35 protein-coding genes are annotated in these 21263 nt (G+C 68.1%); 31 read left to right on the top strand and 4 right to left on the bottom strand.

What is annotated here, in order from left to right; genetic code table 11:
• The first annotated feature begins 461 nt into the window (after nucleotides 1–461).
• A complete protein-coding gene (locus QJS31_RS20455; protein ID WP_306357412.1) occupies nucleotides 462–1268 on the top strand; it encodes an alpha/beta fold hydrolase in 807 nt (268 codons plus the stop codon).
• Here QJS31_RS20455 and QJS31_RS20460 read toward each other — a convergent pair.
• The gene (locus tag QJS31_RS20460; protein WP_306357413.1) at nucleotides 1265–1984 is read right to left on the bottom strand and encodes a helix-turn-helix domain-containing protein; all 720 of its coding nucleotides are present in this window, start codon (nucleotides 1982–1984) and stop codon (nucleotides 1265–1267) included. The genes QJS31_RS20455 and QJS31_RS20460 overlap by 4 nt on opposite strands.
• A 285-nt stretch (nucleotides 1985–2269) precedes the next feature.
• Here QJS31_RS20460 and QJS31_RS20465 point away from each other — a divergent pair, with 285 nt between their 5' ends.
• Nucleotides 2270–2656 (top strand): hypothetical protein, encoded by a 387-nt coding sequence (locus QJS31_RS20465; protein ID WP_306357414.1) that lies wholly within the window; start codon nucleotides 2270–2272, stop codon nucleotides 2654–2656.
• Here QJS31_RS20465 and QJS31_RS20470 read toward each other — a convergent pair.
• The gene (locus QJS31_RS20470; protein WP_306357415.1) at nucleotides 2638–3252 is read right to left on the bottom strand and encodes a helix-turn-helix domain-containing protein; all 615 of its coding nucleotides are present in this window, start codon (nucleotides 3250–3252) and stop codon (nucleotides 2638–2640) included. The two genes, QJS31_RS20465 and QJS31_RS20470, sit on opposite strands and share 19 nt — an antisense overlap.
• Before the next feature lie 167 nt (nucleotides 3253–3419).
• Between QJS31_RS20470 and QJS31_RS20475 the strand changes: the two genes are divergently transcribed.
• The 21 genes from QJS31_RS20475 to QJS31_RS20575 all read left to right on the top strand — a co-directional run bounded on the left by QJS31_RS20475 (nucleotide 3420) and on the right by QJS31_RS20575 (nucleotide 14535).
• A complete protein-coding gene (locus QJS31_RS20475) occupies nucleotides 3420–3659 on the top strand; it encodes a helix-turn-helix transcriptional regulator (protein WP_306357416.1) in 240 nt (79 codons plus the stop codon).
• The gene (locus QJS31_RS20480) at nucleotides 3656–3916 is read left to right on the top strand and encodes a hypothetical protein (RefSeq protein ID WP_306357417.1); all 261 of its coding nucleotides are present in this window, start codon (nucleotides 3656–3658) and stop codon (nucleotides 3914–3916) included. The genes QJS31_RS20475 and QJS31_RS20480 overlap by 4 nt, the downstream gene beginning before the upstream one ends.
• 197 nt (nucleotides 3917–4113) lie before the next feature.
• On the top strand, nucleotides 4114–4311 hold the full coding sequence (locus QJS31_RS20485; RefSeq protein WP_306357418.1) for a hypothetical protein: 198 nt from the start codon (nucleotides 4114–4116) through the stop codon (nucleotides 4309–4311).
• Nucleotides 4308–4436, top strand: coding sequence for a hypothetical protein (locus QJS31_RS20490; RefSeq protein WP_306357419.1), 129 nt, complete (start codon nucleotides 4308–4310; stop codon nucleotides 4434–4436). The genes QJS31_RS20485 and QJS31_RS20490 overlap by 4 nt, the downstream gene beginning before the upstream one ends.
• 79 nt (nucleotides 4437–4515) lie before the next feature.
• Nucleotides 4516–4833: a hypothetical protein gene (locus tag QJS31_RS20495; protein ID WP_306357420.1), complete on the top strand. Its 318-nt coding sequence runs from the start codon at nucleotides 4516–4518 to the stop codon at nucleotides 4831–4833.
• 65 nt (nucleotides 4834–4898) lie between these two features.
• On the top strand, nucleotides 4899–5057 hold the full coding sequence (locus QJS31_RS20500) for a hypothetical protein (protein ID WP_306357421.1): 159 nt from the start codon (nucleotides 4899–4901) through the stop codon (nucleotides 5055–5057).
• Nucleotides 5054–5590, top strand: a complete 537-nt coding sequence (locus tag QJS31_RS20505) for a hypothetical protein (RefSeq protein ID WP_306357422.1) — start codon at nucleotides 5054–5056, stop codon at nucleotides 5588–5590. The genes QJS31_RS20500 and QJS31_RS20505 overlap by 4 nt, the downstream gene beginning before the upstream one ends.
• Before the next feature lie 8 nt (nucleotides 5591–5598).
• Nucleotides 5599–5859 (top strand): hypothetical protein, encoded by a 261-nt coding sequence (locus QJS31_RS20510; RefSeq protein WP_306357423.1) that lies wholly within the window; start codon nucleotides 5599–5601, stop codon nucleotides 5857–5859.
• Nucleotides 5835–6116 carry a hypothetical protein gene (locus tag QJS31_RS20515; RefSeq protein ID WP_306357424.1) on the top strand — a complete coding sequence of 94 codons (282 nt, stop codon included), beginning with the start codon at nucleotides 5835–5837 and terminating at the stop codon, nucleotides 6114–6116. Before QJS31_RS20510 ends, QJS31_RS20515 begins: the two co-directional genes overlap by 25 nt.
• Complete coding sequence (locus tag QJS31_RS20520) at nucleotides 6113–6943, top strand: PD-(D/E)XK nuclease-like domain-containing protein (RefSeq protein WP_306357425.1); 831 nt, start codon at nucleotides 6113–6115, stop codon at nucleotides 6941–6943. The genes QJS31_RS20515 and QJS31_RS20520 overlap by 4 nt, the downstream gene beginning before the upstream one ends.
• The gene (locus tag QJS31_RS20525; RefSeq protein ID WP_306357426.1) at nucleotides 6940–8106 is read left to right on the top strand and encodes a recombinase RecT; all 1167 of its coding nucleotides are present in this window, start codon (nucleotides 6940–6942) and stop codon (nucleotides 8104–8106) included. Before QJS31_RS20520 ends, QJS31_RS20525 begins: the two co-directional genes overlap by 4 nt.
• Nucleotides 8103–8435, top strand: a complete 333-nt coding sequence (locus QJS31_RS20530; protein WP_306357427.1) for a hypothetical protein — start codon at nucleotides 8103–8105, stop codon at nucleotides 8433–8435. The genes QJS31_RS20525 and QJS31_RS20530 overlap by 4 nt, the downstream gene beginning before the upstream one ends.
• A 297-nt stretch (nucleotides 8436–8732) precedes the next feature.
• On the top strand, nucleotides 8733–10076 hold the full coding sequence (locus tag QJS31_RS20535; protein WP_306357428.1) for a site-specific DNA-methyltransferase: 1344 nt from the start codon (nucleotides 8733–8735) through the stop codon (nucleotides 10074–10076).
• Entirely contained in the window at nucleotides 10066–11217 is a 1152-nt protein-coding gene (locus tag QJS31_RS20540; RefSeq protein ID WP_306357429.1) for a hypothetical protein, read from the top strand. Before QJS31_RS20535 ends, QJS31_RS20540 begins: the two co-directional genes overlap by 11 nt.
• Before the next feature lie 48 nt (nucleotides 11218–11265).
• The gene (locus QJS31_RS20545) at nucleotides 11266–12075 is read left to right on the top strand and encodes a site-specific DNA-methyltransferase (RefSeq protein ID WP_306357430.1); all 810 of its coding nucleotides are present in this window, start codon (nucleotides 11266–11268) and stop codon (nucleotides 12073–12075) included.
• Complete coding sequence (locus QJS31_RS20550; protein ID WP_306357431.1) at nucleotides 12072–12410, top strand: hypothetical protein; 339 nt, start codon at nucleotides 12072–12074, stop codon at nucleotides 12408–12410. Before QJS31_RS20545 ends, QJS31_RS20550 begins: the two co-directional genes overlap by 4 nt.
• Nucleotides 12407–12589, top strand: coding sequence for a hypothetical protein (locus QJS31_RS20555; RefSeq protein WP_306357432.1), 183 nt, complete (start codon nucleotides 12407–12409; stop codon nucleotides 12587–12589). The genes QJS31_RS20550 and QJS31_RS20555 overlap by 4 nt, the downstream gene beginning before the upstream one ends.
• Entirely contained in the window at nucleotides 12586–12963 is a 378-nt protein-coding gene (locus tag QJS31_RS20560) for a hypothetical protein (protein ID WP_306357433.1), read from the top strand. Before QJS31_RS20555 ends, QJS31_RS20560 begins: the two co-directional genes overlap by 4 nt.
• Nucleotides 12964–12965: 2 nt before the next feature.
• A complete protein-coding gene (locus tag QJS31_RS20565; RefSeq protein WP_306357434.1) occupies nucleotides 12966–14069 on the top strand; it encodes a hypothetical protein in 1104 nt (367 codons plus the stop codon).
• The gene (locus QJS31_RS20570) at nucleotides 14066–14263 is read left to right on the top strand and encodes a hypothetical protein (RefSeq protein ID WP_306357435.1); all 198 of its coding nucleotides are present in this window, start codon (nucleotides 14066–14068) and stop codon (nucleotides 14261–14263) included. Before QJS31_RS20565 ends, QJS31_RS20570 begins: the two co-directional genes overlap by 4 nt.
• A complete protein-coding gene (locus QJS31_RS20575) occupies nucleotides 14260–14535 on the top strand; it encodes a hypothetical protein (RefSeq protein WP_306357436.1) in 276 nt (91 codons plus the stop codon). Before QJS31_RS20570 ends, QJS31_RS20575 begins: the two co-directional genes overlap by 4 nt.
• On the opposite strand, the gene QJS31_RS20580 is transcribed toward QJS31_RS20575, so the two are convergent.
• Both QJS31_RS20580 and QJS31_RS20585 read right to left on the bottom strand, forming a co-directional pair.
• Complete coding sequence (locus tag QJS31_RS20580) at nucleotides 14516–14941, bottom strand: AlpA family transcriptional regulator (protein ID WP_306357437.1); 426 nt, start codon at nucleotides 14939–14941, stop codon at nucleotides 14516–14518. The genes QJS31_RS20575 and QJS31_RS20580 overlap by 20 nt on opposite strands.
• 131 nt (nucleotides 14942–15072) lie before the next feature.
• Complete coding sequence (locus QJS31_RS20585; protein WP_306357438.1) at nucleotides 15073–15462, bottom strand: hypothetical protein; 390 nt, start codon at nucleotides 15460–15462, stop codon at nucleotides 15073–15075.
• Between the two features lie 500 nt (nucleotides 15463–15962).
• Here QJS31_RS20585 and QJS31_RS20590 point away from each other — a divergent pair, with 500 nt between their 5' ends.
• The 8 genes from QJS31_RS20590 to QJS31_RS20625 all read left to right on the top strand — a co-directional run.
• The gene (locus QJS31_RS20590) at nucleotides 15963–16208 is read left to right on the top strand and encodes a hypothetical protein (RefSeq protein ID WP_306357439.1); all 246 of its coding nucleotides are present in this window, start codon (nucleotides 15963–15965) and stop codon (nucleotides 16206–16208) included.
• Between the two features lie 260 nt (nucleotides 16209–16468).
• Nucleotides 16469–16864, top strand: coding sequence for a hypothetical protein (locus QJS31_RS20595; RefSeq protein ID WP_306357440.1), 396 nt, complete (start codon nucleotides 16469–16471; stop codon nucleotides 16862–16864).
• 18 nt (nucleotides 16865–16882) lie between these two features.
• Nucleotides 16883–17218 carry a hypothetical protein gene (locus QJS31_RS20600; protein ID WP_306357441.1) on the top strand — a complete coding sequence of 112 codons (336 nt, stop codon included), beginning with the start codon at nucleotides 16883–16885 and terminating at the stop codon, nucleotides 17216–17218.
• Entirely contained in the window at nucleotides 17218–17526 is a 309-nt protein-coding gene (locus QJS31_RS20605; protein ID WP_306357442.1) for a hypothetical protein, read from the top strand. Before QJS31_RS20600 ends, QJS31_RS20605 begins: the two co-directional genes overlap by 1 nt.
• Entirely contained in the window at nucleotides 17523–18026 is a 504-nt protein-coding gene (locus QJS31_RS20610) for a hypothetical protein (protein WP_306357443.1), read from the top strand. The genes QJS31_RS20605 and QJS31_RS20610 overlap by 4 nt, the downstream gene beginning before the upstream one ends.
• Before the next feature lie 105 nt (nucleotides 18027–18131).
• Nucleotides 18132–18467, top strand: coding sequence for a hypothetical protein (locus QJS31_RS20615; protein WP_306357444.1), 336 nt, complete (start codon nucleotides 18132–18134; stop codon nucleotides 18465–18467).
• The gene (locus tag QJS31_RS20620; protein ID WP_306357445.1) at nucleotides 18445–20016 is read left to right on the top strand and encodes a hypothetical protein; all 1572 of its coding nucleotides are present in this window, start codon (nucleotides 18445–18447) and stop codon (nucleotides 20014–20016) included. Before QJS31_RS20615 ends, QJS31_RS20620 begins: the two co-directional genes overlap by 23 nt.
• Before the next feature lie 11 nt (nucleotides 20017–20027).
• A partial coding sequence (locus tag QJS31_RS20625; RefSeq protein ID WP_306357446.1) for a DUF935 family protein occupies nucleotides 20028–21263 on the top strand: 1236 nt, incomplete at its 3' end.

A 21263-nucleotide genomic window follows, 5' to 3' on the forward strand; every position in this document is an offset into this window, starting at 1 on the left:
AAGCCGACCGATCGGGATACCGGGCGGCGGCTTACGCGGGGCACGAGTTCGGAAGCGGCCGAAGGGCTTTCATCGGTAGCACCGGGGGTGATCCGATCCACCGGTCGCCCGTCGACCGCTGTGGTGACCGGCGGTCGTCACCGGTTCCGGAACTGGTGACGACCGGCTCGGGCTTGGCGGAAGCGGAGGGATTTGAACCCCACGAAGTTCCCTGCGATAACGCCTGGACCAGCGCCGGAACGCCTCAGAGTGAACGGTAGCGCTTGGTACGACCTGGGAGTTTACGGGTGCCTGTTGACGCCGTCAACGCCGTCAACCGGTCGGCGGTCGCGCCGGAGCGTCCAGGGCTGGCGACGCTCGCGCAGGTCGCCCGGCGTCGTGCGAGACCTCCGCCGGACGTTTACTAGAACCCGTTCCTGCTGTCGGGTATCGTGCGGGCACGCTTAGCAATGGGAGGGACTATGCCGTTCGCCAACATCAATGGGACGAAGGTGCACTACCTCGATACCGAGACCGATGGCCCGGCGGTATTGCTCGGGCACGGATTCTTCATGGACGCGGAGATGTGGGCACCGCAGATGGAGGCACTGGCCGACACCTACCGCGTGATCGCCCTCGACGCTCGCGGTCACGGACAGACCGAGGACGCTGGCGAACCGTTCACATATTGGGAGCAGGCGTGGGACGCATGGGGCGTGGCTGACGCGCTCGGTCTGGACCGCATTGTCGTCGGTGGCTTGTCTCAGGGCGGTTTCATCGCGCAGCGGATGGCGTTGTTGCAGCCGCAGCGCGTGCGCGGGCTGGTGTTGATCGGTACCGGCGCGGCTGCCTACACCGATAGGGAGCGCGCGGGCTATGAGGCCACGATCGTCGACGGTTGGGTGAACAGTCCGGAGACTCCGAACGGTCTGATTCTGTCGATGGCGTCGGTGATGATCGGCGGCGACCGTGAACGGCATCAGCGTGTGTGGATGGACAAGTGGATCGCGTCCGACCGCTCGCGTCTGGCGCTGGCGGCGCGGTGTCTCATCGACCGCGAGGATCTGACCCCGTTGATTGGTGAGATCACCGCGCCCGCGTTACTGATTCGCGGTATCGGAGATCAGGCGTTCTCGCCGGAGCGGATGCAGGAGTTGGCCGACGGGCTCGGCGGTCCGGTGCGGTTCGACACGATCACCGCCGACACCGTGACTCATATCTGCAATTGGACGCACCCGGAGCTGGTGAACCCGATAGTGCGGGAGTTCCTCGACGGCCTACCCGTCTAGTCGTTGTCGGCCGGAAAGCCGACGATCAGCTGACCTGCCGCCGATGTCGGGATGATCGCTTCGCGCACGACAGTCATCGTCTGGGTAGACGGTGACCAGATCCGCCGGTTGGGTTCCGGTCGCCGCGCGTAGACGATCCCGGATTCCCAGAGGTAACGGAACTCCGGATACGCCATCAGTGACGCGATGACATCCGGAGTCGCGCCCCGCCCACGGTGTGAAACGGCGTAGTGGCGCAGCAGCCCGGTGACGATCGTCGCCTCGCGCTGCCAGTCCGGGCACACCAGCTTGGCGCGAACATCGCCGAACACCCAGTGCGGCAGGGTTTCAGCCTCGTGCAGGCCCGGCATCAGCTCGCGATGCCGCGCGTTCGCTTCGGCGACGCGCCAGTTATCAATCCATGCGGCGGGCAACGGCGACAGGCCATCGAGGAGTGCTCCGATATCGGCAGGAGAGGTGACCTCACCGAGTGCCGAGATCGGCTGGCCCGCGAGCGCCCACCAGTGCGCCAGCTCATGCTCGTTGTCGCACAACACATTTGCGAGCTTCTCAAGGACGCCGTCACGGTATCTGGCAGTCGCCCCTTGTTCGATCCGCTCATAGGTGCTCTTGCCGATCCTGACCCGTTGCGCGAGCTGCAGCTGGGTCCAGCTGCGGCGATTTCTGAGCCACTTGGCGTAGCCGCCGAGTGTCGGCATCTGAAATTCAGCACCCATACAGCAACCCCTTCACGTCTCCTTGACTCTTCACATCGTGAGTACAGAGGAATTCGCTACTCAAAAACTGAGGACTCGAAAATCTGTGCGTCCCTTGAATTCTGGACAAATTCAGTGTTTGGATGATGATCACGCAGTTGACCAGCATTGATAGCTGAGAGGCCGATGGTCTGCCATGGTGAACGTCACGAGGCGGCGAAGTGCGACGCGCGGCGTCGGTGGGTCACCTGCAGCAAGCCCGACCGCAGCGGCGCGGCTGGGGATGATGTTGAGCGAGGGGACTTGATGGAGGTTCTGCGGAGCGCCAACCTATTGTGGGCGACCGCCGAGGAATTGGCCGCGATCGGCATCCAGGTGCTCAGGGGGATGGTTGGACCGCTGGAGGTCCGGCGGCAACCCAATGGATTGCTGATGACGCAGATCGGGCGGCTCGAGATTCACCCGGAGCGGATTCGCGCGATGCCATGTTCGAACGCCAGTGAGCGCGACGAGGCGATCCTGTTCGGCGACGCTTCGCTGATGCTGCGGAAGCTGTGGGCATCGCCGATTCCAGATGGCGAGTCGGTACGACGGTGCGCGGTGTGGCGTGCGGCGCTCCCCCACGAGAAACCCGGGATCATCTGTCCGGGCATCCGCCGCCTGCACCGCGGCTGTCAGTCCTCGGTGTGGTAGACCAGCGCCGATTCGACCGGCGCGGGCATCTGCTCGGGATGCGCAGGGGGGCGCGCCGCGGTGGCGGCCAGGCGCAGGAGATCGTCGTGGTGAAGGTCGAAGGCGCGGGCGATGGAGGTGATGTCGTCCAAGTCGAGCGCCTGCTCGCCACGCAAACGCGGTGTCAGGTGGTCGAGTTCCATACGCGCGGCTACCGCCAGGTCTTCCATCGTCATGCCGCGCCGCGCCAGCTCACCCCGGATTCCGGCAGCTACGGAGCGGGTGAACGAATTTCGTTCTCCGAGTAGCCGTTCCAGCGTGTCCGAGGACATCGCGCGGATGTCCGACTCCGGCAGGTCCAGGTGTTCGGCGGCTTCCACGCGGAAGCGGGCACCGCGGGCCAGATCGTCGACGTGGACGCCGAGCGTTTCGGCGACCAGCGCGATCTGGTCCATGGTGAGAACGGTCTGATCCAGTTCGAACTTGGTGTAGGTCGATCGCGACAGTCCGGCGCGCTCGTATACCTCGCGTTGTGACAATCCGGCGGAGTGCCGTCGGTGAACGACTTCCTGCGCGAAGGCCCGGTTCCATGGCCCCCGTGGACGTGTGTATCCCATGAGGGCGAGTGTATCCCCACCTATGGAACATAGAACAGTCTTGATACGTCCCATTCCATAGATGGCCCACTGTTTGCGCAGGTCGAGCGCTGCCGTCTCATAGGTGGAGCAGATTCATCGACCACCACTGATTGCAACACCCATAGTGAGCGGCTAACGTTCCATACATGGAAGACAGCTCCGAGGCTTTCAGGTCGCATATTGCGTCCAACATCAAAGCCGAGATGGCGCGACAAGGGATCACCCGCCGACGACTCTCACAACTCACCGGCATCACAGCCAACACCCTCGGCCGCCGATTGCGCTGCGAGTACCCGTTCACCACCGACGAGATCGGCACCATTGCCCGAGTACTCAAGGTGCGCGTCGAAATCCTGGTCGCCCGCCCGGAAGCGGTCGCGTCATGACCACCGCGAACGAGGACCGCACCTACTCGCTAGCGGAAGCCGCCGAACGGATCGGCGCACCGAGCGAGGACTGGTTGCTGCGCAAACTCCGCGCTAGGAAACTCCCCGGCCGCCGGATAACCCGCGGCGTCTGGCGCATGACCGAATGCGACATCACCGAGTCCATCCACCTGCTCGCCAGTCCCGCCCTGGTCGTTCCCAACCCCCTGAGCATGACGCCTGGCAGCCGACGCCGCCTCGGTAAACGGTCCGCCTAACACGACTACGACTTCCCGTGCCGGAATGCCGACACCGGCACGGGACCGCGCAGCCCCGGAGGGGACCGCCGAGGACCCCTCACCTCGCCCTCCGGGGCGCGCACCTACACCACTACGAAACGGGACTGCCCACAATGACCGAACCTATTCCGTGCCTCTTCCGCGATGGCACGCCCGTACCTCCCAAAGTCGCCGAGATGATCGCGCGTGCATTCGGTTTCGGGTCCGCCGCGTTGATGGAATCCGAAATCGCCGCCGGCGAGGCTCGGCGCGCGGCGCGCGGAATCGTCACGCCCGCCACGATCCTCGGCCGCGAGATCGCCAAGGATAACCGACGCCGCATCGCTCGTGAGGCTGCACGGGCCGCGCTCGAGGGTGAGGGCGATGCCGCATGAATCGCCCGCACATCAACCGGCACGCCCTCGCCATGTACGGCTGGCTCGCCGTCATCGCCGCCGGAATGCTCGCCACGTACCTGCTGAGCGTGGCTCTGACCGCTTGTGCGGGGGTGACGCCGTGATCGGGTGGGGGATCGTCGCATTCGTCTGGCTGGCACTGGGATTCGCCGGAATGGCTGTCGTGATCGTGGGGCGTCGCCGATGACGAGCACGCACCCCACCCCTGCATGGATGGCCGACCTCGACGCCGCCGCCAAGCTGCGCCAGGCCCACGAGGCCGAGCACGGACCCTTCGGACCCCCGCCCGGCGACGTCGACGATGACGACTGGCTGACCACCAGCGACGCGATCGACGCGAGCAGCTGGTTTACCGGCGTGCTGCTGCTGCCGCGCGCCATCGCCCATCTGGCCCGCGCCGCCCTCGGCGCATTCAAGTCGTCCCCGGCCGCCGAGCCGGGGATCGGGTCGCCCGACGCCGGTGTCGACGCCCCTGCGTCGGGTGACCTGCCCAACCCCTGACATGCCGCCGCCCCGTCGAGATCCACCTCGACGGGGCGCAATCCCAGAGATCAAGGAGACCCTACATGGGACGTCGAGCCACCCGCCGCCATCAGGCCGGACCCGCGCGCATCCCCTTCCCCGCCCTCGCGGCCCGCATCGCGTGGGAAGCACCGACGCTACCGCTGCCGATCATCACCACCAGCGAACTCGCCCGCGTCCGCGCCGAGGCGGTGACCCGGTGACGCCGTGGACAGACCCCGAGACCGGCAACCGCATCGACGCCAGCCGGTTCGCCGACGCAACGGTCACCTTGCAGCCCGAACCGACCGTCGGCGAGATCTACCTGTCCGACCTCCGACAGCTCATCGTCGAGACCGCCGACATGCCGGACTGCGCGACCGTGCACCCGAGCGACGGGCGCATCGCCGTCAACCATCGCATCTACGCGTACGCGGACCGGACCCACGAGGTCGACCACGCGGCGGTTCTCGCGCTGCTGACGCCGGACCCTGACCAGCCGTTCATGAGCACGGTCGACTGCGGACTCATGCAACCGCAGCCCTCGCCGCGCGACCTGACGACGCGCGTCCTCGAGTTCGCCGACGAACTCGCGGGTGCTCCGGCTGGAGTGGATCCCGTGAGGCTCGCCGAGCGTCTGCGTCGCCTCGTGATGGATACGTGGGTCGACGAGCGCACCGACGGGCCGCTCGTCACCGACGAGCCCGAGGACCGGGCGCACGACCGCGCGGTCGCCGACGCCATGGGGGCGCTGTGAGCCGAGACATGATCGACACCGGGCTCCCGCTTGCCCCTGGCCCGACGGCCGAGCAGCGGACCCGCGCCCGACGCGTCGTCGCTAGCAACGCGACCGACGCCGCCGACTGTGCGGAGTTGCTCGCGATACTCGGGCTCGACGCGGCCAGCGAGACCGCACCGGGCCGCTGCCAGGACTGCGGCGGCGAACTGCCGATCACCGCGACCACCTCGCACGGGCGCGAGTACCGCTACCGGTGTCGGCCATGCCAGAAAGCGATGTCGGTCTGATGGCGCGGCACAACGATCACGACGAGATCGCCAAGCAAGCACTCGGCGTCTGCGAGGACGTGCGCGACCCGGACGTCGGCCCGAAATTCCTGTACGACTCCCTCGTCGCGAAGTGCCGCCAGGATCCCGAGCGAATGATCCAAGTGCTCTTGTGCCTGGCGGTGTGGGTGCCGTTCGAGGCCGCGCCGAGCACGCTGGCGGACCGCGCCGAGGCCGTCGCCGACGCTCGCGCCGACGCGGCGAGGTGGGCGATATGAGCACGGCCGCGCCGACCGCGCCGGGCCTGTACTCCGGTGTGCCGGAAGCGGTCTACCACGGCGACCGCAACAGTCTGTCGTCATCGGGTGCGCGGCGGCTGCTCAAGGTGACGCCATGGCGCTGGAAGTTCGAGCAGGACAATCCGGATCCCCCCACGGATGCATTCGACCTCGGTACTGCGGTCCACACCATCGTGCTCGGCACCGGCGCGCCGGTCGTCGACAGCGGTTACGACAAGTGGAGCACCAACGACGCCAAAGCCGAGGTGGCACGCATCCGGGCCGCGGGCGGTATCCCGCTGCGACCAAAGGACTTCGCAACCGCACACGCCGCTGCTGCGAACGTCATGGCACACCCCTACGCCGCGCAGCTGTTCGCCTCGGGTGTGCCCGAGCTGACCGCGTACTGCCGCGATCCGGAAACCGGCGTCATGATGCGGGCTCGCGGCGACTGGGTGCACTGGACGGGGGAGTGTTCGGCCGTCATCGGCGATCTCAAGACCTCGTCAGAATCGGGCCCGAACGACTTCGAGTGGAGCGTCGACAAGTTCGGCTACCACTGCCAACAAGACTGGTACCAAGCCGTTTTCGGCGAGAACGGCATCGACACCGCGTTCGTGTTCATTGTCGTCTGCACCGCGCCGCCACATGAGGTCTACGTCGTCGAGTTGCCTGCCCGCGCGGTCGAACTCGGTGCTCGCCGTAACCGTCGCGCTCTCGACATCTACGCCGCCTGTAGCGCGGTCGACGAGTGGCCGACCCATGCCACCGGCCTTCTCCCCATTGATCTGCCCGAACGGGCGTACCGCAGAGAGGAATACGCATGAGCACCGAGCTCGCCACGCAGGAAACCAACGCCATCGCAACCCGCGTCGCCGCACGATCGGCGATCGAGATGACCGCTGAGCAAACCGAATTCACCCCGCAACAGGTCGCTGCGCTGAAACAGCTCGGCCTCGAGGATGTGCCGGTTGCGCAGCTCGACCTGTTCCACCACCGCTGTCAGGTGACCCGCCTCGATCCGTTCTCCAGACAGATCCATCTCATCGGCCGCCGAACGAAGGTCGGCGGGTACAACGGGGAACCCGAACGGTACGAGACGAAGTACACGATCCAGACCGGTATCGACGGCTACCGCCTCAACGGCAAGCGGGCCGCGAAGCAGGCAGGCGACCGGCTCGGCTTGGATGGCCCGTACTGGCACGACGGCAACGGTTGGTCCGATGTATGGCTCGGCGGCACCAAACCCCCGGCCGCCGCGAAGTACACGATCTTCGTCAACGGCGAGCCGTATACCGGCATCGCCAACTACAGCGAATTCGTCCAGACCACTGGTTACGGCAGCCAGGCACGGCCGAACGCCATGTGGTCGAAGATGCCAGCCAACCAGTTGGCGAAGTGCGCCGAGGCCCAAGCGTGGCGTCGCGCCTACCCGGATGATTTCTCCAACCTCCACCTCGAGGATGCAGCGCTCGTCATCGACCCGAACGGCGAGGCTGCGCCAGTCCGCGCACAAGCGCAGCGCCTCAGTGCGGGCGAGCTGACCGCCACTGCATCGACGGGCCCGACCGTGCAGCCGTGGCACCCGACCACGGATGACAGGTCGGTACCGCGAACCGATCCGGCCGAGAATCCGGACACGCCGCCGGTGCAGGGTTCGGCGACGGTCACAGCCGGACCTGCCGAGAACACCGCGCCAGCGAAGCGCGGCCGTGCGAAGAAGGCCGCCGCCCCGTTGATCACCCCGGAGCAGCTCGCCCAGGCCGACCAGCATTTCGCGGCCCTCGGTCTCACTGACCGGGCCGACCGGCTGCGACTGGCTTCTAGCATCCTCGGCCGCGAGGTCACCGATGGTGCGACGCTCACCCACGCCGAGGCCGACTGGTTGCTCGCCGAGCTGGCTGACGCTCGCTCGGTGGAGGCATTCGAGGAACGCGTCGTCGCCGCGGCCGAGGTCGTGCACGCCGAGGCCGACGGCGGCGCGCAGTGACCGCGAACCCCGAGCGCGTCAGCACCGAGAAGCTGCTCGCCGGAATCGGCGAGACCTGCGGAGAACTCGGCGAAAGTACGGAGCCGGTCGACGCCGACTCGATCGCGATGCTCGCGACCATGAACGGCCTCGCGACCGCGACCGCGCTGCTCGCCGTCGAGCGCCGCCTCGGCGAACTGGTCGCCCACCAGCAACTCATGACCGTCGTCAACGCCATTGTGACCGGCGCGGCGACTCTCACCGACGCCGAGCGCCAGGCCGCCCGCGCCTACATCCGGCGGCACATCCTCTCGATCGTCCAACCCATCACACCGGAGGAAACCCCGTGAGCGACACCGCCAGCGACGCGCCCCTCAGCGGGTCGGTCAACGCCTTGCGATGACCGACCGCACGGTCGTCGTCGGCCCGTGGCCTGGCAGCGTCCAGGCCGCGGGCCCGGCGCGGCCCTCGCCGCCGCGCCCGATCCCTCACCGCTACCGAGTCGGCAAGCACGGCCCCCTCGTCCTCATGGACTGCCGCGAATGCCGCATCCCCTGGGCACCCGACGTACCGGTGCCGCGCGACCGCCTGTGCCAGCAGTGTCGCCCAGATCCCGAACCCACCCTGTTTACCCCGGAGGCGCTGTTGTGAAGCCGTTCTATACCGACGCCGCAGTAACGGTCTACCCGGGCGATTGCCTCGGCGTGCTCCGCGATATACCCGATGCCTCGGTCAATTCCGTCGTCACCGACCCGCCCTATGGACTCTCGGCCACCTCCCCGGCTCAGACCACCGACGCGGTCCGGAACTGGCTCGACGGCGACCGATCATGGACCCCTGCCGGGTCCGGGTTCATGGGCAAGGCGTGGGACTCCTTCGTGCCGCCCCCAGCGGTATGGGATGAGTGTCTGCGAGTGATCAAGCCCGGCGGCTATCTCGTGGCCTTCGCTGGCTCGCGCACGCACGACTTGATGGCGTTGGCGATTCGGTTGGCGGGGTTCGAGATTCGCGACAGCCTGATGTGGATTTACGGGTCCGGATTCCCGAAGTCCCTCGACGTGTCGGCCGCAATCGACAAGGCCGCCGGTGCCGAGCGTGAAGTCCTCGCGTCCGGTCAGCCGGTCAAGCGGATGATCCCCGGTGCCGACCAGGGCCGCACGGGCTCATGGATCAAGGACGACGGGCGCGAATACATACCGATCGCCACCGCAGCGGCAACCGAGGCTGCGCAGAAATGGGAAGGATGGGGGACTGCACTCAAGCCCGCATTCGAGCCGATCGTGTTGGCGCGTAAGCCGATCCGCGGCACGGTGGCGCAGAACGTTGTCGAGCACGGCACCGGCGCGCTCAACATCGACGGTTGCCGCGTGGGAAACCGAGAGCGACAGTCCGAGAGGTCCGCAGGTACTCCGGTCAGCGGCAACTCGTCGATGAGAGGCCACAACACCGCCAGAGTTCCCGGCCCCGTGGTGGTTGGCCGTTGGCCCGCGAACGTCGTGCTGGACGAGGCGGCGGCGGCCGAGCTTGACCGCCAGAGTGGCGACCGCCCGCCGGGCGTGGCCCCCGCGATGCGGTCCGGTCTCGGGTACGGCGGCAGTCAGCGTGGGACGGCTGGCGAGCGCGTCACCTACGACGAGGGCGGCGCGTCCAAGTTCTTTCCCGTCTTCAAGTACACGGCCAAGGCTGACGCCAGCGAACGCCCCGAGGTCAACGGCATTCGGCATCCGACCGTGAAGCCGCTCGAGCTGATGCGGTGGCTCGTGCGTCTGGTCACGCCGCCGGGCGGTCTCGTGCTGGACCCCTTCGCCGGATCCGGCACGACCGCGGAGGCGTGCATTCATGAACATCTCCGGTGCATCGCGATCGAGCGCGAGCCCGACTATCTGCCACTGATCAGGGCCCGGCTGTCCAAGCCCATGGAAATCGGCTTCGACTTCGCCGCCGCGGAGCCCAACCCCACGAACTCAGAGGAGGCGCGCCGTGGCGCGTAAGTACGCCCCGCTGAAGCTCAGCATCAACGATGACCCCGACCTCGACGCGCTCACCGCTGACGCGCAATGGCTCTACTTCCGGGTGATGCTCACCCACCCGACCATGTCGGCGTGCGGCGTCATGGACTGGCGGCCGCGCAAGCTGCTGCGCAAGGCCAAGGACATGACCCTCGAGCGGATCCTCGCCGCGGCCGCCGATCTGGAGCGGCACCGGTTCGCGCTATTCGACCTCGAAACCGAGGAAGCGCTCGCGCGCACCTATGTGCGCCACGACGAGTCGATGCGTAATCCCAAGGCCGCCATAGCGGTCATCCGCGCCTACCAGGATGTCGCATCACCCGAGCTGCGGGCCATGGTCGTCACAGGGATCGCGCGCGAACACGCCGAGCATCCCGATTGGTCATCGTGGACGCACACCATCTCGGCCGAAGGGCTATCGCGAATCCTTCGCCGCCCCAATGCTGAAACGGTCGGCTACGCCTACGCCTACGCCGAACCGATCGGCTATGCCGATGCGGTCGCGAAGACCGTTGCCGATGCGGTCGCGAACGCTAATCCCGCACCGGAGCCGAATGCCGATGCCGGACCGGTCGCGAACGGTGATGCCGCGTCGGTGCCGAACGACGATGCCGGATCGGTGGACAACACCAATTCCGCTGATGAGATTGGTGATTCACCGGACGAGGATTACCAATCGGATTACCAATCCGATTCGGTCCATTTCCTACCAGCTACCAGACCACCCTCCACCTACGACCCATCACCTGGTGGGTTGCGTAACGGGGGAACGTCACTACGCGCGAGCGCGCCCGCGAGCAACGAACCACCCTCCCCCCACTGCGACCGCCACCCCCTCGGCACGCAAGCCCCGTGCGGTGCGTGCCGTGACGCTCGACTGCGGTGGGAAGCCTGGAGCGCCGCGCAGCCCGACCCCGCGGCCGAACGCCGCCGCCAGCGCCGCGCCGCACTCGACGCGTGCCGCGAATGCGACGCCCAGGGCTGGCGCAACGAGCCGCCCGAACTCGTCGGCCACGACCTGCCCGCGATCCGCTGCGACCACACCCCCATGACGCTCGAGCAGTGGCTCGCGCGCATCCCCGACGACGAACCCCGACCGACCGAGGAGCCCGACCATGCCTGACCCCGCAATCCGTACCCGGCACGCTGCCGTCGTCGAGGAGCTACGCCCATGACCGCACTGAGCTACCAGGACGACCGCGCGAGCCTCTACCGCGGCGAAGCGCTGGCCGTGCTCGCGGACCTGCCCGACGCCTGCGCCGACGCGATCATCACCGACCCGCCCTACTCGTCGGGCGGCTTCACACGGAGCGATCGAACGATGGACGTGCACACGAAATACGTGCAGTCCGAGCAGATTCATCGCGGCACCGGCGGCGGCGCGCTCGCGGCATTCGCCGGTGACAACCGCGATCAGCGCGGCTACGCCTACTGGTGCCAACTCTGGATCAGCGAATGCCTACGCCTCGCCAAACCCGGCGGCGTCCTCGCGATGTTCTGCGACTGGCGACAACTGCCCGTGACAACCGACGCCATGCAGGCAGGCGGATTCGTATGGCGCGGAATCGTCCCCTGGCACAAGCCGAACGGTCGCCGGGTGCAGGGCCGATTCGCGAACAACTGCGAGTACGTCGTGTGGGGCACCGCGGGCCCGCGGCCACTGGACACTCTCCCCAACGCCTACGACGGGTTCTTCCAGATCAGCGCACCGCGCGAGCGGGAACACATCACCCAGAAGCCGGTCGAGGTGATGCGCGAGCTGGTCAAGATCGCACCCCGAGACGGCCTGGTCCTGGATCCGTTCATGGGCAGCGGCACCACGGGCGTCGCCGCGATCCTCGAGGGCCGCCGTTTCATCGGCATCGAGTTCGTCGCCCACTTCGCCGACATAGCCCAACGCCGGATCCGCGAGGCGCAGCTGCAGGCCACGCCGCGGGGCGAACAGCCCGCCCTCGACTTCGACCAAGGAGACCAACCGTGACCGAACCCATCACCGACGAGCAGCTCGCCGACTGGATCGAGAACGGGCACGTCCCGATCGACAAGGAAGAACTCGAGACCGTCATCGACGCCGTGGCGAGCGAACTGCTCAACCTGCGCGGCACCGTCCGCGAGTTACAGCGGCGTGTGGTCGCGGCGTACATCGGCGGGCACTTCGACGCCACGATGAACGACCACATTGCCCGGCTGGTTGGCGTCGCTGCCGCTGTCCTGCCCGCCGAATACGTGACCGAGTGCGTAGTCGCCGCCTACAGCGATCCGGCCTTACACGAGGGCGTCGAGCGGCGGCTGCGCGAGATCGGGGTCATCGCGTGAACAGCGCAGCCGTCCCCATCGGCGTCTGGCTGGTCGCCATCGCCGCATTCGCCATCGCAGGACAGGCCGCACCGAACGCGGTGTGGCGCGAACGCTTCCAGGCGGTCGGATTCGGGCTCGCCTGCACGCTCGTGATCATGCTCGCCACTGTCGGCCTGGTCCTGGTGGTGACGCTGTGACCCGCTCACGCCGCAGCGCCCGCCAGGCGGGCAGCGCGTTCGAGACCCTCGTCGCCCGCGGCCTGGCCGACGCGCTCGACGACGACCGGATCGAGCGCCGCGTCCGCAACGGGGCGCGCGACCGCGGCGACATTGCCGGACTGCGCACCCTCGGCGGCGGCCGGATCGTCGTCGAGTGCAAAGACCACGGCGGCCAGATCAAGGCCGCCGAATGGACCCGCGAGGCCGAGACCGAGCGTGGCAACGACGACGCCCTCGTCGGCCTGGTCGTCGCGAAACGCATGGGCACCAGGCAATTCGGCGATCAATGGGTGCTCATGACCATGCGCGACCTTGTCGCGCTACTGACCGGACAACGACCCGAGGAGGCATGACCATGGCTGACGACGTCCTGTGCGCCGGGTGCGACCGGCCCGTGCCGGACGCGCTACCGCTGTGCCCGCTGTGCGGCGCACGGCTGGTCGACGAGCTACTCGCCGTGCCCGGCCTGCTCGCCGACCTCACCATCACCCGCGCCGGACTCGGCCGCCTCGCCACACAGCACACCGGCACCCGACCGACCGGCTCGCCGATGCTCGTACAGTCCGTCGCCCGCGACGCACCCGAAGACGCACCGCAAGACCCCGTAGGCGCGGAGCTGCGCGGCGACCGTGCCCTCGAGCGACTACAGGGCACCCTCGGCACGTGGGCGCGCGTGCTGGCCGACTGGCTGCGCGTCGACATCCCGATCGGCGCACCGGCGCTCGCGCAGATGGTCGCCAATGGCCGGCGGGCCGTCCCGCGCCACGATGGAATGGCCGGCGGGCACCGCAGCGCCGCCGACCGGACCGACAGCGTCGTTGTGCGATGGACCGTGCGCGACCCGGCGACCGGCACCGGGCGGCCCCGGGCCCGCCTCGGCCACCGGCACGCCGACGCGCTCACCGAGCCCGCCAGCGCCCTGGAGCAGGCGGCGGTGTGGATGGCCTGCCACCCGCACGAGCTACGGGCGCACGAGGCCGCTGGGGACATGCTCGCCGACATCACCGGTGCGACGACCGCCGTGCGCCGCGTCGTCGACCTGCCGCCGGATCTGCGCTACCTCGGCCCCTGTCCGGGCATCCTGCGCGACGGCAGCACGTGCGCGGCCGAGCTGCTCGCCGAACGCACCGTGGATTGGGTCCGGTGCCGCCGGTGCCGGACACAGCACGACGTGCGCACCCTGGAACGTGCGGCGGCCTCGGCCGCCGACGAATACCTGTACACCCTCGGCGAAGTGCTGCGTATCCTCGCTGCCGTCGGTGAGCCAGTGCCACGGACGACGCTGTACCGGTGGCGGCGCGAGGGCAAGATCGAGCCGCGCGGGTGGTTGCACGCCGACCGGTACGGCGTCCGGATCACCGACCACCCGCGCGGCGAGCGCGACCAGCCGGTATTCCGGCTCGGCGATGTCCGGGCCCTGGCGCGGCGCGGCGATGACGAGGGAGGATCGGCGGCATGAGCGATCCGGATACAGACCCGTTCTTCCAGCAGCTCGACACCGCAGCCGATCGACTGTCGGACATCATGAACTTGCGCGCGATCGGTCGCGACACCTCCGACGCGGGCTATCGGGCTGCATTACAGAACGCGGTACGGGCGCTGGACGCGGCGGCCCTGGCGATCAGAGCAGAGCTCGGAGGGACGACGGAGTGAGCGGCGATCTGTGGGAGTGGAACACCCCGGCGCGTACCTATTCGGTACGGCCTGATGGGCGCGTGGAGTTTCGCGTCATCCTTACCGTCGGCGAGGAAGCCAAGGCCCTCACGCCCTGGCACGACGGCAACGCGCCCATGACCCTTGACGCGGTCGAGATCGCGCGAGACTGCGACCTACCGCTGCGCGAGGTGTGCGGGCGCGAATACACGGGCATCGGCGACGAGAAGGGCCTGCGCGACTTCCGGCTCGTCAACGATCCGCGCGTGTAGCGCGCCGCCGCCGAGTCGGCGGGTGCGCGTCGAGAGTCGACCGCCGCCAGCGGTCCACGCCGCCAGTCGTGTCGTCGGGCTCGATGAACTGCCCGCGCGTGATGTACGAGCGCAGCGTCGACTCTGCGATACCCCGGTAGGCGGCGACCTCGGCGCGCGTGAGCAGCTCGTCAGGGTTTCCGGTCGGCTCGCTCGCCTCGGGTACGAACAGCGCGCGCACCACAGCGTCGACGGCGGCCGCGTCGTAGACCTTCCATCGGCCGCGTTTGCCGACCGGCGCGGGCCAATCCTGGTGCGTGACCCAGTGTTTTTGCACCGTGTTCAGTGCTCGGCCGTAGCGCTGTGCGATCTCGCTTGTCGTCAGCGGGGGCGCGTCTGGCGGGGGCGTAGGCGTCGCGTCTACCATCGCTAGTGCACTCCTTCGTGGGTGTTCGGTCTGGCCGACGGGATTCCAATTTCAGGGCGCTTGCGCCCCGTCCCGTCGGCCAATCGTTCATACGGGGGCGGGGGCCCGGTTTCCCGGACCCCCGCGACTCGCTACTCCTGGTCGTCCTGCTCGGCCTGGAGGATTTCCTCGACCCGCTCAATGTGGTCCGTTGCCCGGTTCGCGGCGGCGAGCGCCGAGCGAACCATCCACAACTGTCCGTCGTCGGCGGTGCTCATCTTGTACAGCGCCATCCCGCTCAGCCAATCCTCGAGGCAGTCCGACAGCAGGCGGCGGATGATGCCGTCGCCGAGGGTGTCCGGGATGGCGTTCACAGCGAGCTGCGCGCTCTGAATCAGCTGCTCGGGAGTGACGACACCTGGAATGTAGGGCTCCAGCTCGATAGGCGGGAAGACGTTCGCGGGCAGCCGCTTCGTGAGCCGGTTGTAGACGTCCTGCGCGCGGAGCTGGAAGCGGATTTCGAATGCCTGGCGGTTGTCCATTGCGTTCTCCTTGTGACTTGTATTCGGTCTGTCGGGCGGTTCCAATCCCTCCCGACATGTATCACAATACAGCATTCGCGTATCGTTGTACAGCGCTGCGGCGAGGAAGCTCGCACCGAACTCGCCCCCTCGGCCGGTCGTGCCGCGCAGGCATGTTGCGAGCAAACCGCCTGGTCGCTACTGTTGGCACAAATCCCCGCCACTGACCAAGGCACCCCAAAAACGGTCAGGGTGGGGATTTCTCATGCTTGCAGCGCGTCAACCGAGGGCACTATCCGAATCGGCAAGCGCACCCAACGAGCCCCTCCCCGCTCCGCAAACCCGGTCCCGCGACAACGCCGGGCGGTGTTGCTGCGCGCTGCATTCCCCTTCCCCCGCAACAGCATTCGAGGAGTAGCCATGCTGACCACCCTTTCCGCCGCCCTGACCGCCGTCGACTGGGGCAAGGTCGCCCAGGGCCTCGGCACCATCGCCCTCGCCCTGCTCGACGCCATTTTCTGATGCATCCAACGGTCGGGCGCATCGTCCACTACCAGACCTACGGGACACCCGGCGGCGAACACCCGCCCGAGACCCTCGCGGCCATCGTGACCAAGGCGAAAGGCTGCGACGCCACCCTCGGCCGCGACGGCTGCCCGCACGTCTCGCTGCACGTCCTGTACGGCAACGGCACCTCTGACAAGGCAGACGTGCCCTACGCCGAGGAGCCGACGCCGGGACATTGGTCCTGGCCGCCGAGGGCATGACGGCCGCGCCGTGGGCGCGCGAACTCGCCGCCGCCATCATCGCCGAGCATGCCGAAGGGCGCTCTGTCGCGCTTATTCAACCGCGCAGGTTCGGCAGAAGCAGATTGCACACGCTCGTGACCTGCGCGGCAGGCGATCGAACTCCCCAAGGTAGGGCCGAGAAATGATCCTGCACTTTCCGACACTGCGAATACTCGCGCCGCTGTGGCCGGACGTCGTCCTGGCCTGGTGGTACTACGGCACCGCGAAGGGCTGACACCGTGACCGACCAACTCGCCAACACCAAGGCATTCCTTACTGACGCGCTCGCCGTCGTGCAGGCGAAAGACCGGTGGGAAAACTACGATTCCAACACCGTCGCCAACCGGCTTCAGCGGGAAGCGGGGCGGCTGTATCAGGCCATCCGTGTCGACGACCCCGCCTATGTCCTCGGCGGCACCCCAACCGAAGCGACCACCACCGCAGCGGTACGGGCGTACACCAGTGCACTCGTCGCCAAGGGGCCGATCGTTCGGGACTACGCCGCGTACGGCGACCTGGAGCCCTCGCAGGCCGTGATCTTCGGTGACGGCGGCATTCTCCCGTACGGCAACCCCGGATTCGTCGGCGACCTCGTCAAGGCTGTGCAGCTCGACGTACCCGGCTGGACTCCGTAACCCGCTGTGGCTGAACTGATGTCCACCGCACTCGACCGCGCCCTCGCCGATATGCGCGAGGGCCGTGTCGTTCTCGTCGTCGCAGCGAGCAACGACACGATCGCCGATCACGTCGCGGCCGTGGCCGGTCAACTGCGCGAGGGCGAGACCGCCTGGCGCACCTACGGCAGCCAGCGGGTCGCCGCGCCCGGGGGCGGGTCGATCGTCTTCCGCAGCTACGCCAGCGTGGTCCACAACGGCGGCGGCCGCGGCCTGTCGGTCGACCACGTGTACATCGACCACGGCGAGCTATACGAGCAGCTCGCCCCGACACTCGTGTGCAGCCGCGACATCGTTGCGATCACACACTGCTGATGGCGCGCCGCACCACTACGCAGAAGGGCCTCGGCTGGCGGCACCAGCAGCAGCGCGCCGCGCTGCTCGCCCGGCACCGCGACGGCACGCCCTGCTGGTGGTGCGGGGAGCCCATGTACCGCGTGCAGCAGCTCGCCGCCGACCACACGCTGTCGCGGGCCCACGGCGGCACCGTCGCCGACCGGCTGCTGCACGATCTGTGCAACAAGGAACGCGGCGACGGCTCCCGCGACCACCTCCGGCCCGCGCTCACCCGGCGCACGGGCGGGCACGCCGACAACACGCTCGACTGGGGCGGGCCCGCATGATCTACGTCGTCATCGGACCACCCGCCGCGGGTAAGTCGACATGGTGCCGCCAGCGCGCGCACGACGACGACGTCATCATCGACTTCGACCGGCTCGCCTGCGCGCTCTCGCCACGCACCGAGGACGGACACGACCACCCGCCGACCGTCACCGCCGTCACGAAGGCCGCGCGGCAGGCCGCCATCGACCGCGCGTTCGCCCTCACCGGCTGCGACGTCTACCTGATCCACTCGACTCCCTCGCCCGCGCTGCTCGCCCGATACCGGGCCCGCGGTGCCGAAGTGGTTGTCATCGACCCCGGCCGCGAGGTGGTCATGGAGCGGGTCAAGCGCGAACGTCCCTGGCGTATGCAGCAGGTCGTCAAACAGTGGTACGAGCAGGGACCGCCAGCCGCCGCCGACCGCGTTGGATCCGGGCAGCCCGACCGCGGTCACCGGCCCCCGGTGACACCGCCGGAACGGTCGCGCACCGGGCCCGTAGCGAACGCGCTGACCTGGTAAAACGCCCTGACCTGCGATTATTCGACCCCCCGGCCGCCTGACTCCGCCGCGGTGAGTCATGTTTTTTGTACGAGGGGCGAAACCTACGGCGCACGGGGGGTGGTCGTGGACACCGATTTCGCCGCTGGCGGCGCGCTGCTGGCCGAATCCCTCGGCACCGAGGGCGATTCGGCCGAGTTGTCCGCGCTGATCGTCGAGGCCGCTCGGATCAAGGACCGGCTCGACCGGCTCGACCGCCTGATCTCCGGCGAAGACGAGTTGTGGGCGCGGCTGGTGACCGCGCGCGGCGGCGATGACACCGTGCTCGAGGTCCGGATCGACTCCGCGCTGACCGAGGCGCGTCAGCTGGCGACCGTGTTCCGGCAGATGCTCGCCGAGATCGCGCGACGGCGCGGCCAAGAGGGCGGCACCGGTGGATATGACCCTCTCGACGATCTCTGACGTCGATATCGACGCGGCATTCGCGGACATCATCGCCGCCGAATGGCCGAAACTGACCGGGCGGCAGAGCCCCGAATCGGTCTGCTACACCCCCGGCGACCCTGAACTCGGTCGCAAGGCCGCCGAACTCGGCCGCCGGTCGGCGATGCGCATCCGCGTCATGCCCTGGCAGCGCTGGTCGCTCGAGCGGATCCTGTCCAAGAACCCCGACGGCACCTGGACACACCCCGAGTGCTGCCTGATCGTGCCGCGCCAGGCGGGCAAGTCCCTCGTTCTCTCGCTGCGCGTTCTCTACGGGCTGTTCAAGCTCGGCGAGAACATCATTTTCAGCGCCCAGCAGTGGGAGACAGCGAAATCGCTGTGGAAACGTACCTGGGCGATCGTTAAGGCGACGCCGTGGATGCTCAAACACGTTGTGTCGCATACCTGCTCGCAGGGTCGCGGGACGATCGTGCTCGAGTCCGGCGCACAGGTCGTGTTCACCACCCGCTCGGCGAACGCCGGGCGCGGCCTGGACAAGGTCGACCTCGAGATCTACGACGAGGCATACGACCTCACCGAGGCCGATATGGCCGCGCTGTCGCCGACGAAGATGGCCGCGGGCGATCCGCAGACGATCTACACCTCGAGCGCGGTCAACGCCGAGCAGCACCCGAACGGCAAGGTGCTCGCGGCGGTGCGTCGTCGCGGCCTCGAGGGCGAAGAGGGCTTGCTGTTCGCCGAATGGATGGCACCGGCGCATCTGGACCGCGCCGACCCGAAGACCTGGCGCATCGCGAACCCCAGCTATGGCGTCATCCAGACCGACAAGAAGCTCGCCGCCGAGCTGCGCAAGTTCTCGACCGAAGCCGGACGCAAGAGTTTCGACGTCGAGTACCTCGGCCGCGGTGACTGGCCGAGCGAGGTCGACGAGGTCGAACCCAAGATCAACCTCGAGCTGTGGGCGCGCCTGGCCGAAACCGGTCAGGTTCGCGTGCGCGGCCCGATCGCGCTCGCGGTGGAGATGTCGAACGACCGGCGCGTGTGCCTCATCGCCGCCGCCACCCGAACCGCGGCAGAGCCCGAACGCGTCCGTGTCGAGATCGGCTACTACGGGCCGCCCGGCCCGGTCGTAGCCCGGATCGTCGACCTGGTCGACCGGTGGGATCCGTGCGCGGTGGTGATCAACAGCTCAAGTCCGGCGGCCGCGCTCACCTCGCAGTTGACCGAGGTCGGCATCGCGCCGGAACTGACCACGAAGATGCAGGCGGCACAGGCCGCCGGTGGACTAGTCGACGCCGCGACCGCTGGCGGCATCTCGCACGCCGACGACCCCCGCCTCACCGAGGCGCTCAAGACCACGCCCACGGTTCCGCTCGCGGGCGGCGCGTTCCGCTGGGACTACAACGCCCCGAATGCGATTGCCCTGCAAGCGGTGTCGCTGGCCCGCTGGGCGCTGCTGACCTACGGCACGATCCTCGCCCCGCCACCGACCCCGTCACGAGGTACGCCCGGCAGGGCCGCGGCCTCAACCACGCCCGAGCTCGACGTGTTCGCTACTGCGTTCTGAGGAGGTGACCGGTGCCGACCGAGATCAAGCCCGCCAAGCCCGCTTTTCGCGAAAAGGGCTACGTCTACGGCCAACACGGCAGCCACGGGGTCGGCGATTTCTCCCAGTGGGAGCAGTTCGAACGCGTCCCGGAACTGCAATGGCCCGCCTCGATCGGGATCTACACTCGCATGGAGCGCGAGGACTCGCGTGTGACGTCGCTGCTGGCCGCGATCGGGCTGCCGATCCGGCGCACCCGCTGGCGGATCGCGTCGGCGGGCGCGCGCGACGAGGTGACCGAGTTCGTCGCCCGCAATCTCGGGCTACCGATCGACGGCGGCGACGACCTGCCCGAGCCGATCCGCCGCAAGGGGCGGTTCTCGTGGTCGCAGCACCTCGTGTGGGCCCTCGAGTCGCTCCAGTTCGGGCACAGCGTTTTCGAGCAGGTCTATCGGGACTACGGCGACGGCCGCGTGTGGCTGCACAAGCTCGCGCCGCGCCCACAGGCCACCATCTCAGCGTGGAATGTCGCCCTCGACGGTGGCCTCGAGTCCATCGAGCAGGCGGCACCGGCCTCGACGGGCACCGTGGTCTATGGCGTCTCGCCGCTGACGATCCCGATCAGTCGATTGGTCGTGTACTCGCGGCAAATGGAACCGGGCAAGTGGATCGGCAAGTCGCTGCTCCGCCCGTCATATAAGCACTGGCTGCTCAAAGACGAGTTCTTGCGTATCGAGGCAGTCGCCGCGCGGCGCAACGGCGTCGGCGTGCCGGTCGGCACCGCGGCCGAGGGCGCGACGCAGGCCGATGTCGACAAGCTCGCGGAGATGGCGCAGGCGTACCGCGTCGGCGAGCACTCCGGCGCGGGCCTGCCCTACGGCGCGAAACTGGAATTGCTTGGCGTGCAGGGCAATCTGCCCGACATCCGCGCCGCGGTCGCCTACCACGACCAGATGATCGCGATCAGCGGTCTCGCCCACTTCCTGAACCTGTCCGGCGGCGGCTCGTACGCGCTGGCATCGGTGCAGCAGAACACCTTCGTCGAGTCGGTGCAGGCCGAGGCCGAGCTCATCCGCGATATCACCAACGCGCACGTCATCGAGGACCTCGTCGACGTGAATTTCGGTGTCGACGAGCCCGCGCCGCGCCTGATCTTCGACGAGATCGGCCGCGACGAGGACGCCACCGCGGCCGCGCTGCATCTACTCGTGCAAGCGGGCCTGCTCTCGCCCGATGTCCTCGTCGAGCAGACCGTGCGCCAGCGCCTC

The organism is Nocardia sp. CC213A (assembly GCF_030766805.1).
Taxonomy (GTDB): Bacteria; Actinomycetota; Actinomycetes; order Mycobacteriales; family Mycobacteriaceae; genus Nocardia; species Nocardia otitidiscaviarum.

What these genes read in the sequence shown, in the direction of transcription:
- QJS31_RS20455 (WP_306357412.1), top strand. Translation starts at nt 462, where the DNA reads ATGCCGTTCGCCAACATCAATGGGACGAAGGTGCACTACCTCGATACC.
- QJS31_RS20460 (WP_306357413.1), bottom strand. Translation starts at nt 1,984, where the DNA reads ATGGGTGCTGAATTTCAGATGCCGACACTCGGCGGCTACGCCAAGTGG.
- QJS31_RS20465 (WP_306357414.1), top strand. Translation starts at nt 2,270, where the DNA reads ATGGAGGTTCTGCGGAGCGCCAACCTATTGTGGGCGACCGCCGAGGAA.
- QJS31_RS20470 (WP_306357415.1), bottom strand. Translation starts at nt 3,252, where the DNA reads ATGGGATACACACGTCCACGGGGGCCATGGAACCGGGCCTTCGCGCAG.
- QJS31_RS20475 (WP_306357416.1), top strand. Translation starts at nt 3,420, where the DNA reads ATGGAAGACAGCTCCGAGGCTTTCAGGTCGCATATTGCGTCCAACATC.
- QJS31_RS20480 (WP_306357417.1), top strand. Translation starts at nt 3,656, where the DNA reads ATGACCACCGCGAACGAGGACCGCACCTACTCGCTAGCGGAAGCCGCC.
- QJS31_RS20485 (WP_306357418.1), top strand. Translation starts at nt 4,114, where the DNA reads ATGATCGCGCGTGCATTCGGTTTCGGGTCCGCCGCGTTGATGGAATCC.
- QJS31_RS20490 (WP_306357419.1), top strand. Translation starts at nt 4,308, where the DNA reads ATGAATCGCCCGCACATCAACCGGCACGCCCTCGCCATGTACGGCTGG.
- QJS31_RS20495 (WP_306357420.1), top strand. Translation starts at nt 4,516, where the DNA reads ATGACGAGCACGCACCCCACCCCTGCATGGATGGCCGACCTCGACGCC.
- QJS31_RS20500 (WP_306357421.1), top strand. Translation starts at nt 4,899, where the DNA reads ATGGGACGTCGAGCCACCCGCCGCCATCAGGCCGGACCCGCGCGCATC.
- QJS31_RS20510 (WP_306357423.1), top strand. Translation starts at nt 5,599, where the DNA reads ATGATCGACACCGGGCTCCCGCTTGCCCCTGGCCCGACGGCCGAGCAG.
- QJS31_RS20515 (WP_306357424.1), top strand. Translation starts at nt 5,835, where the DNA reads ATGCCAGAAAGCGATGTCGGTCTGATGGCGCGGCACAACGATCACGAC.
- QJS31_RS20520 (WP_306357425.1), top strand. Translation starts at nt 6,113, where the DNA reads ATGAGCACGGCCGCGCCGACCGCGCCGGGCCTGTACTCCGGTGTGCCG.
- QJS31_RS20525 (WP_306357426.1), top strand. Translation starts at nt 6,940, where the DNA reads ATGAGCACCGAGCTCGCCACGCAGGAAACCAACGCCATCGCAACCCGC.
- QJS31_RS20545 (WP_306357430.1), top strand. Translation starts at nt 11,266, where the DNA reads ATGACCGCACTGAGCTACCAGGACGACCGCGCGAGCCTCTACCGCGGC.
- QJS31_RS20565 (WP_306357434.1), top strand. Translation starts at nt 12,966, where the DNA reads ATGGCTGACGACGTCCTGTGCGCCGGGTGCGACCGGCCCGTGCCGGAC.
- QJS31_RS20570 (WP_306357435.1), top strand. Translation starts at nt 14,066, where the DNA reads ATGAGCGATCCGGATACAGACCCGTTCTTCCAGCAGCTCGACACCGCA.
- QJS31_RS20580 (WP_306357437.1), bottom strand. Translation starts at nt 14,941, where the DNA reads ATGGTAGACGCGACGCCTACGCCCCCGCCAGACGCGCCCCCGCTGACG.
- QJS31_RS20585 (WP_306357438.1), bottom strand. Translation starts at nt 15,462, where the DNA reads ATGGACAACCGCCAGGCATTCGAAATCCGCTTCCAGCTCCGCGCGCAG.
- QJS31_RS20590 (WP_306357439.1), top strand. Translation starts at nt 15,963, where the DNA reads ATGCATCCAACGGTCGGGCGCATCGTCCACTACCAGACCTACGGGACA.
- QJS31_RS20600 (WP_306357441.1), top strand. Translation starts at nt 16,883, where the DNA reads ATGTCCACCGCACTCGACCGCGCCCTCGCCGATATGCGCGAGGGCCGT.
- QJS31_RS20605 (WP_306357442.1), top strand. Translation starts at nt 17,218, where the DNA reads ATGGCGCGCCGCACCACTACGCAGAAGGGCCTCGGCTGGCGGCACCAG.
- QJS31_RS20610 (WP_306357443.1), top strand. Translation starts at nt 17,523, where the DNA reads ATGATCTACGTCGTCATCGGACCACCCGCCGCGGGTAAGTCGACATGG.
- QJS31_RS20620 (WP_306357445.1), top strand. Translation starts at nt 18,445, where the DNA reads ATGACCCTCTCGACGATCTCTGACGTCGATATCGACGCGGCATTCGCG.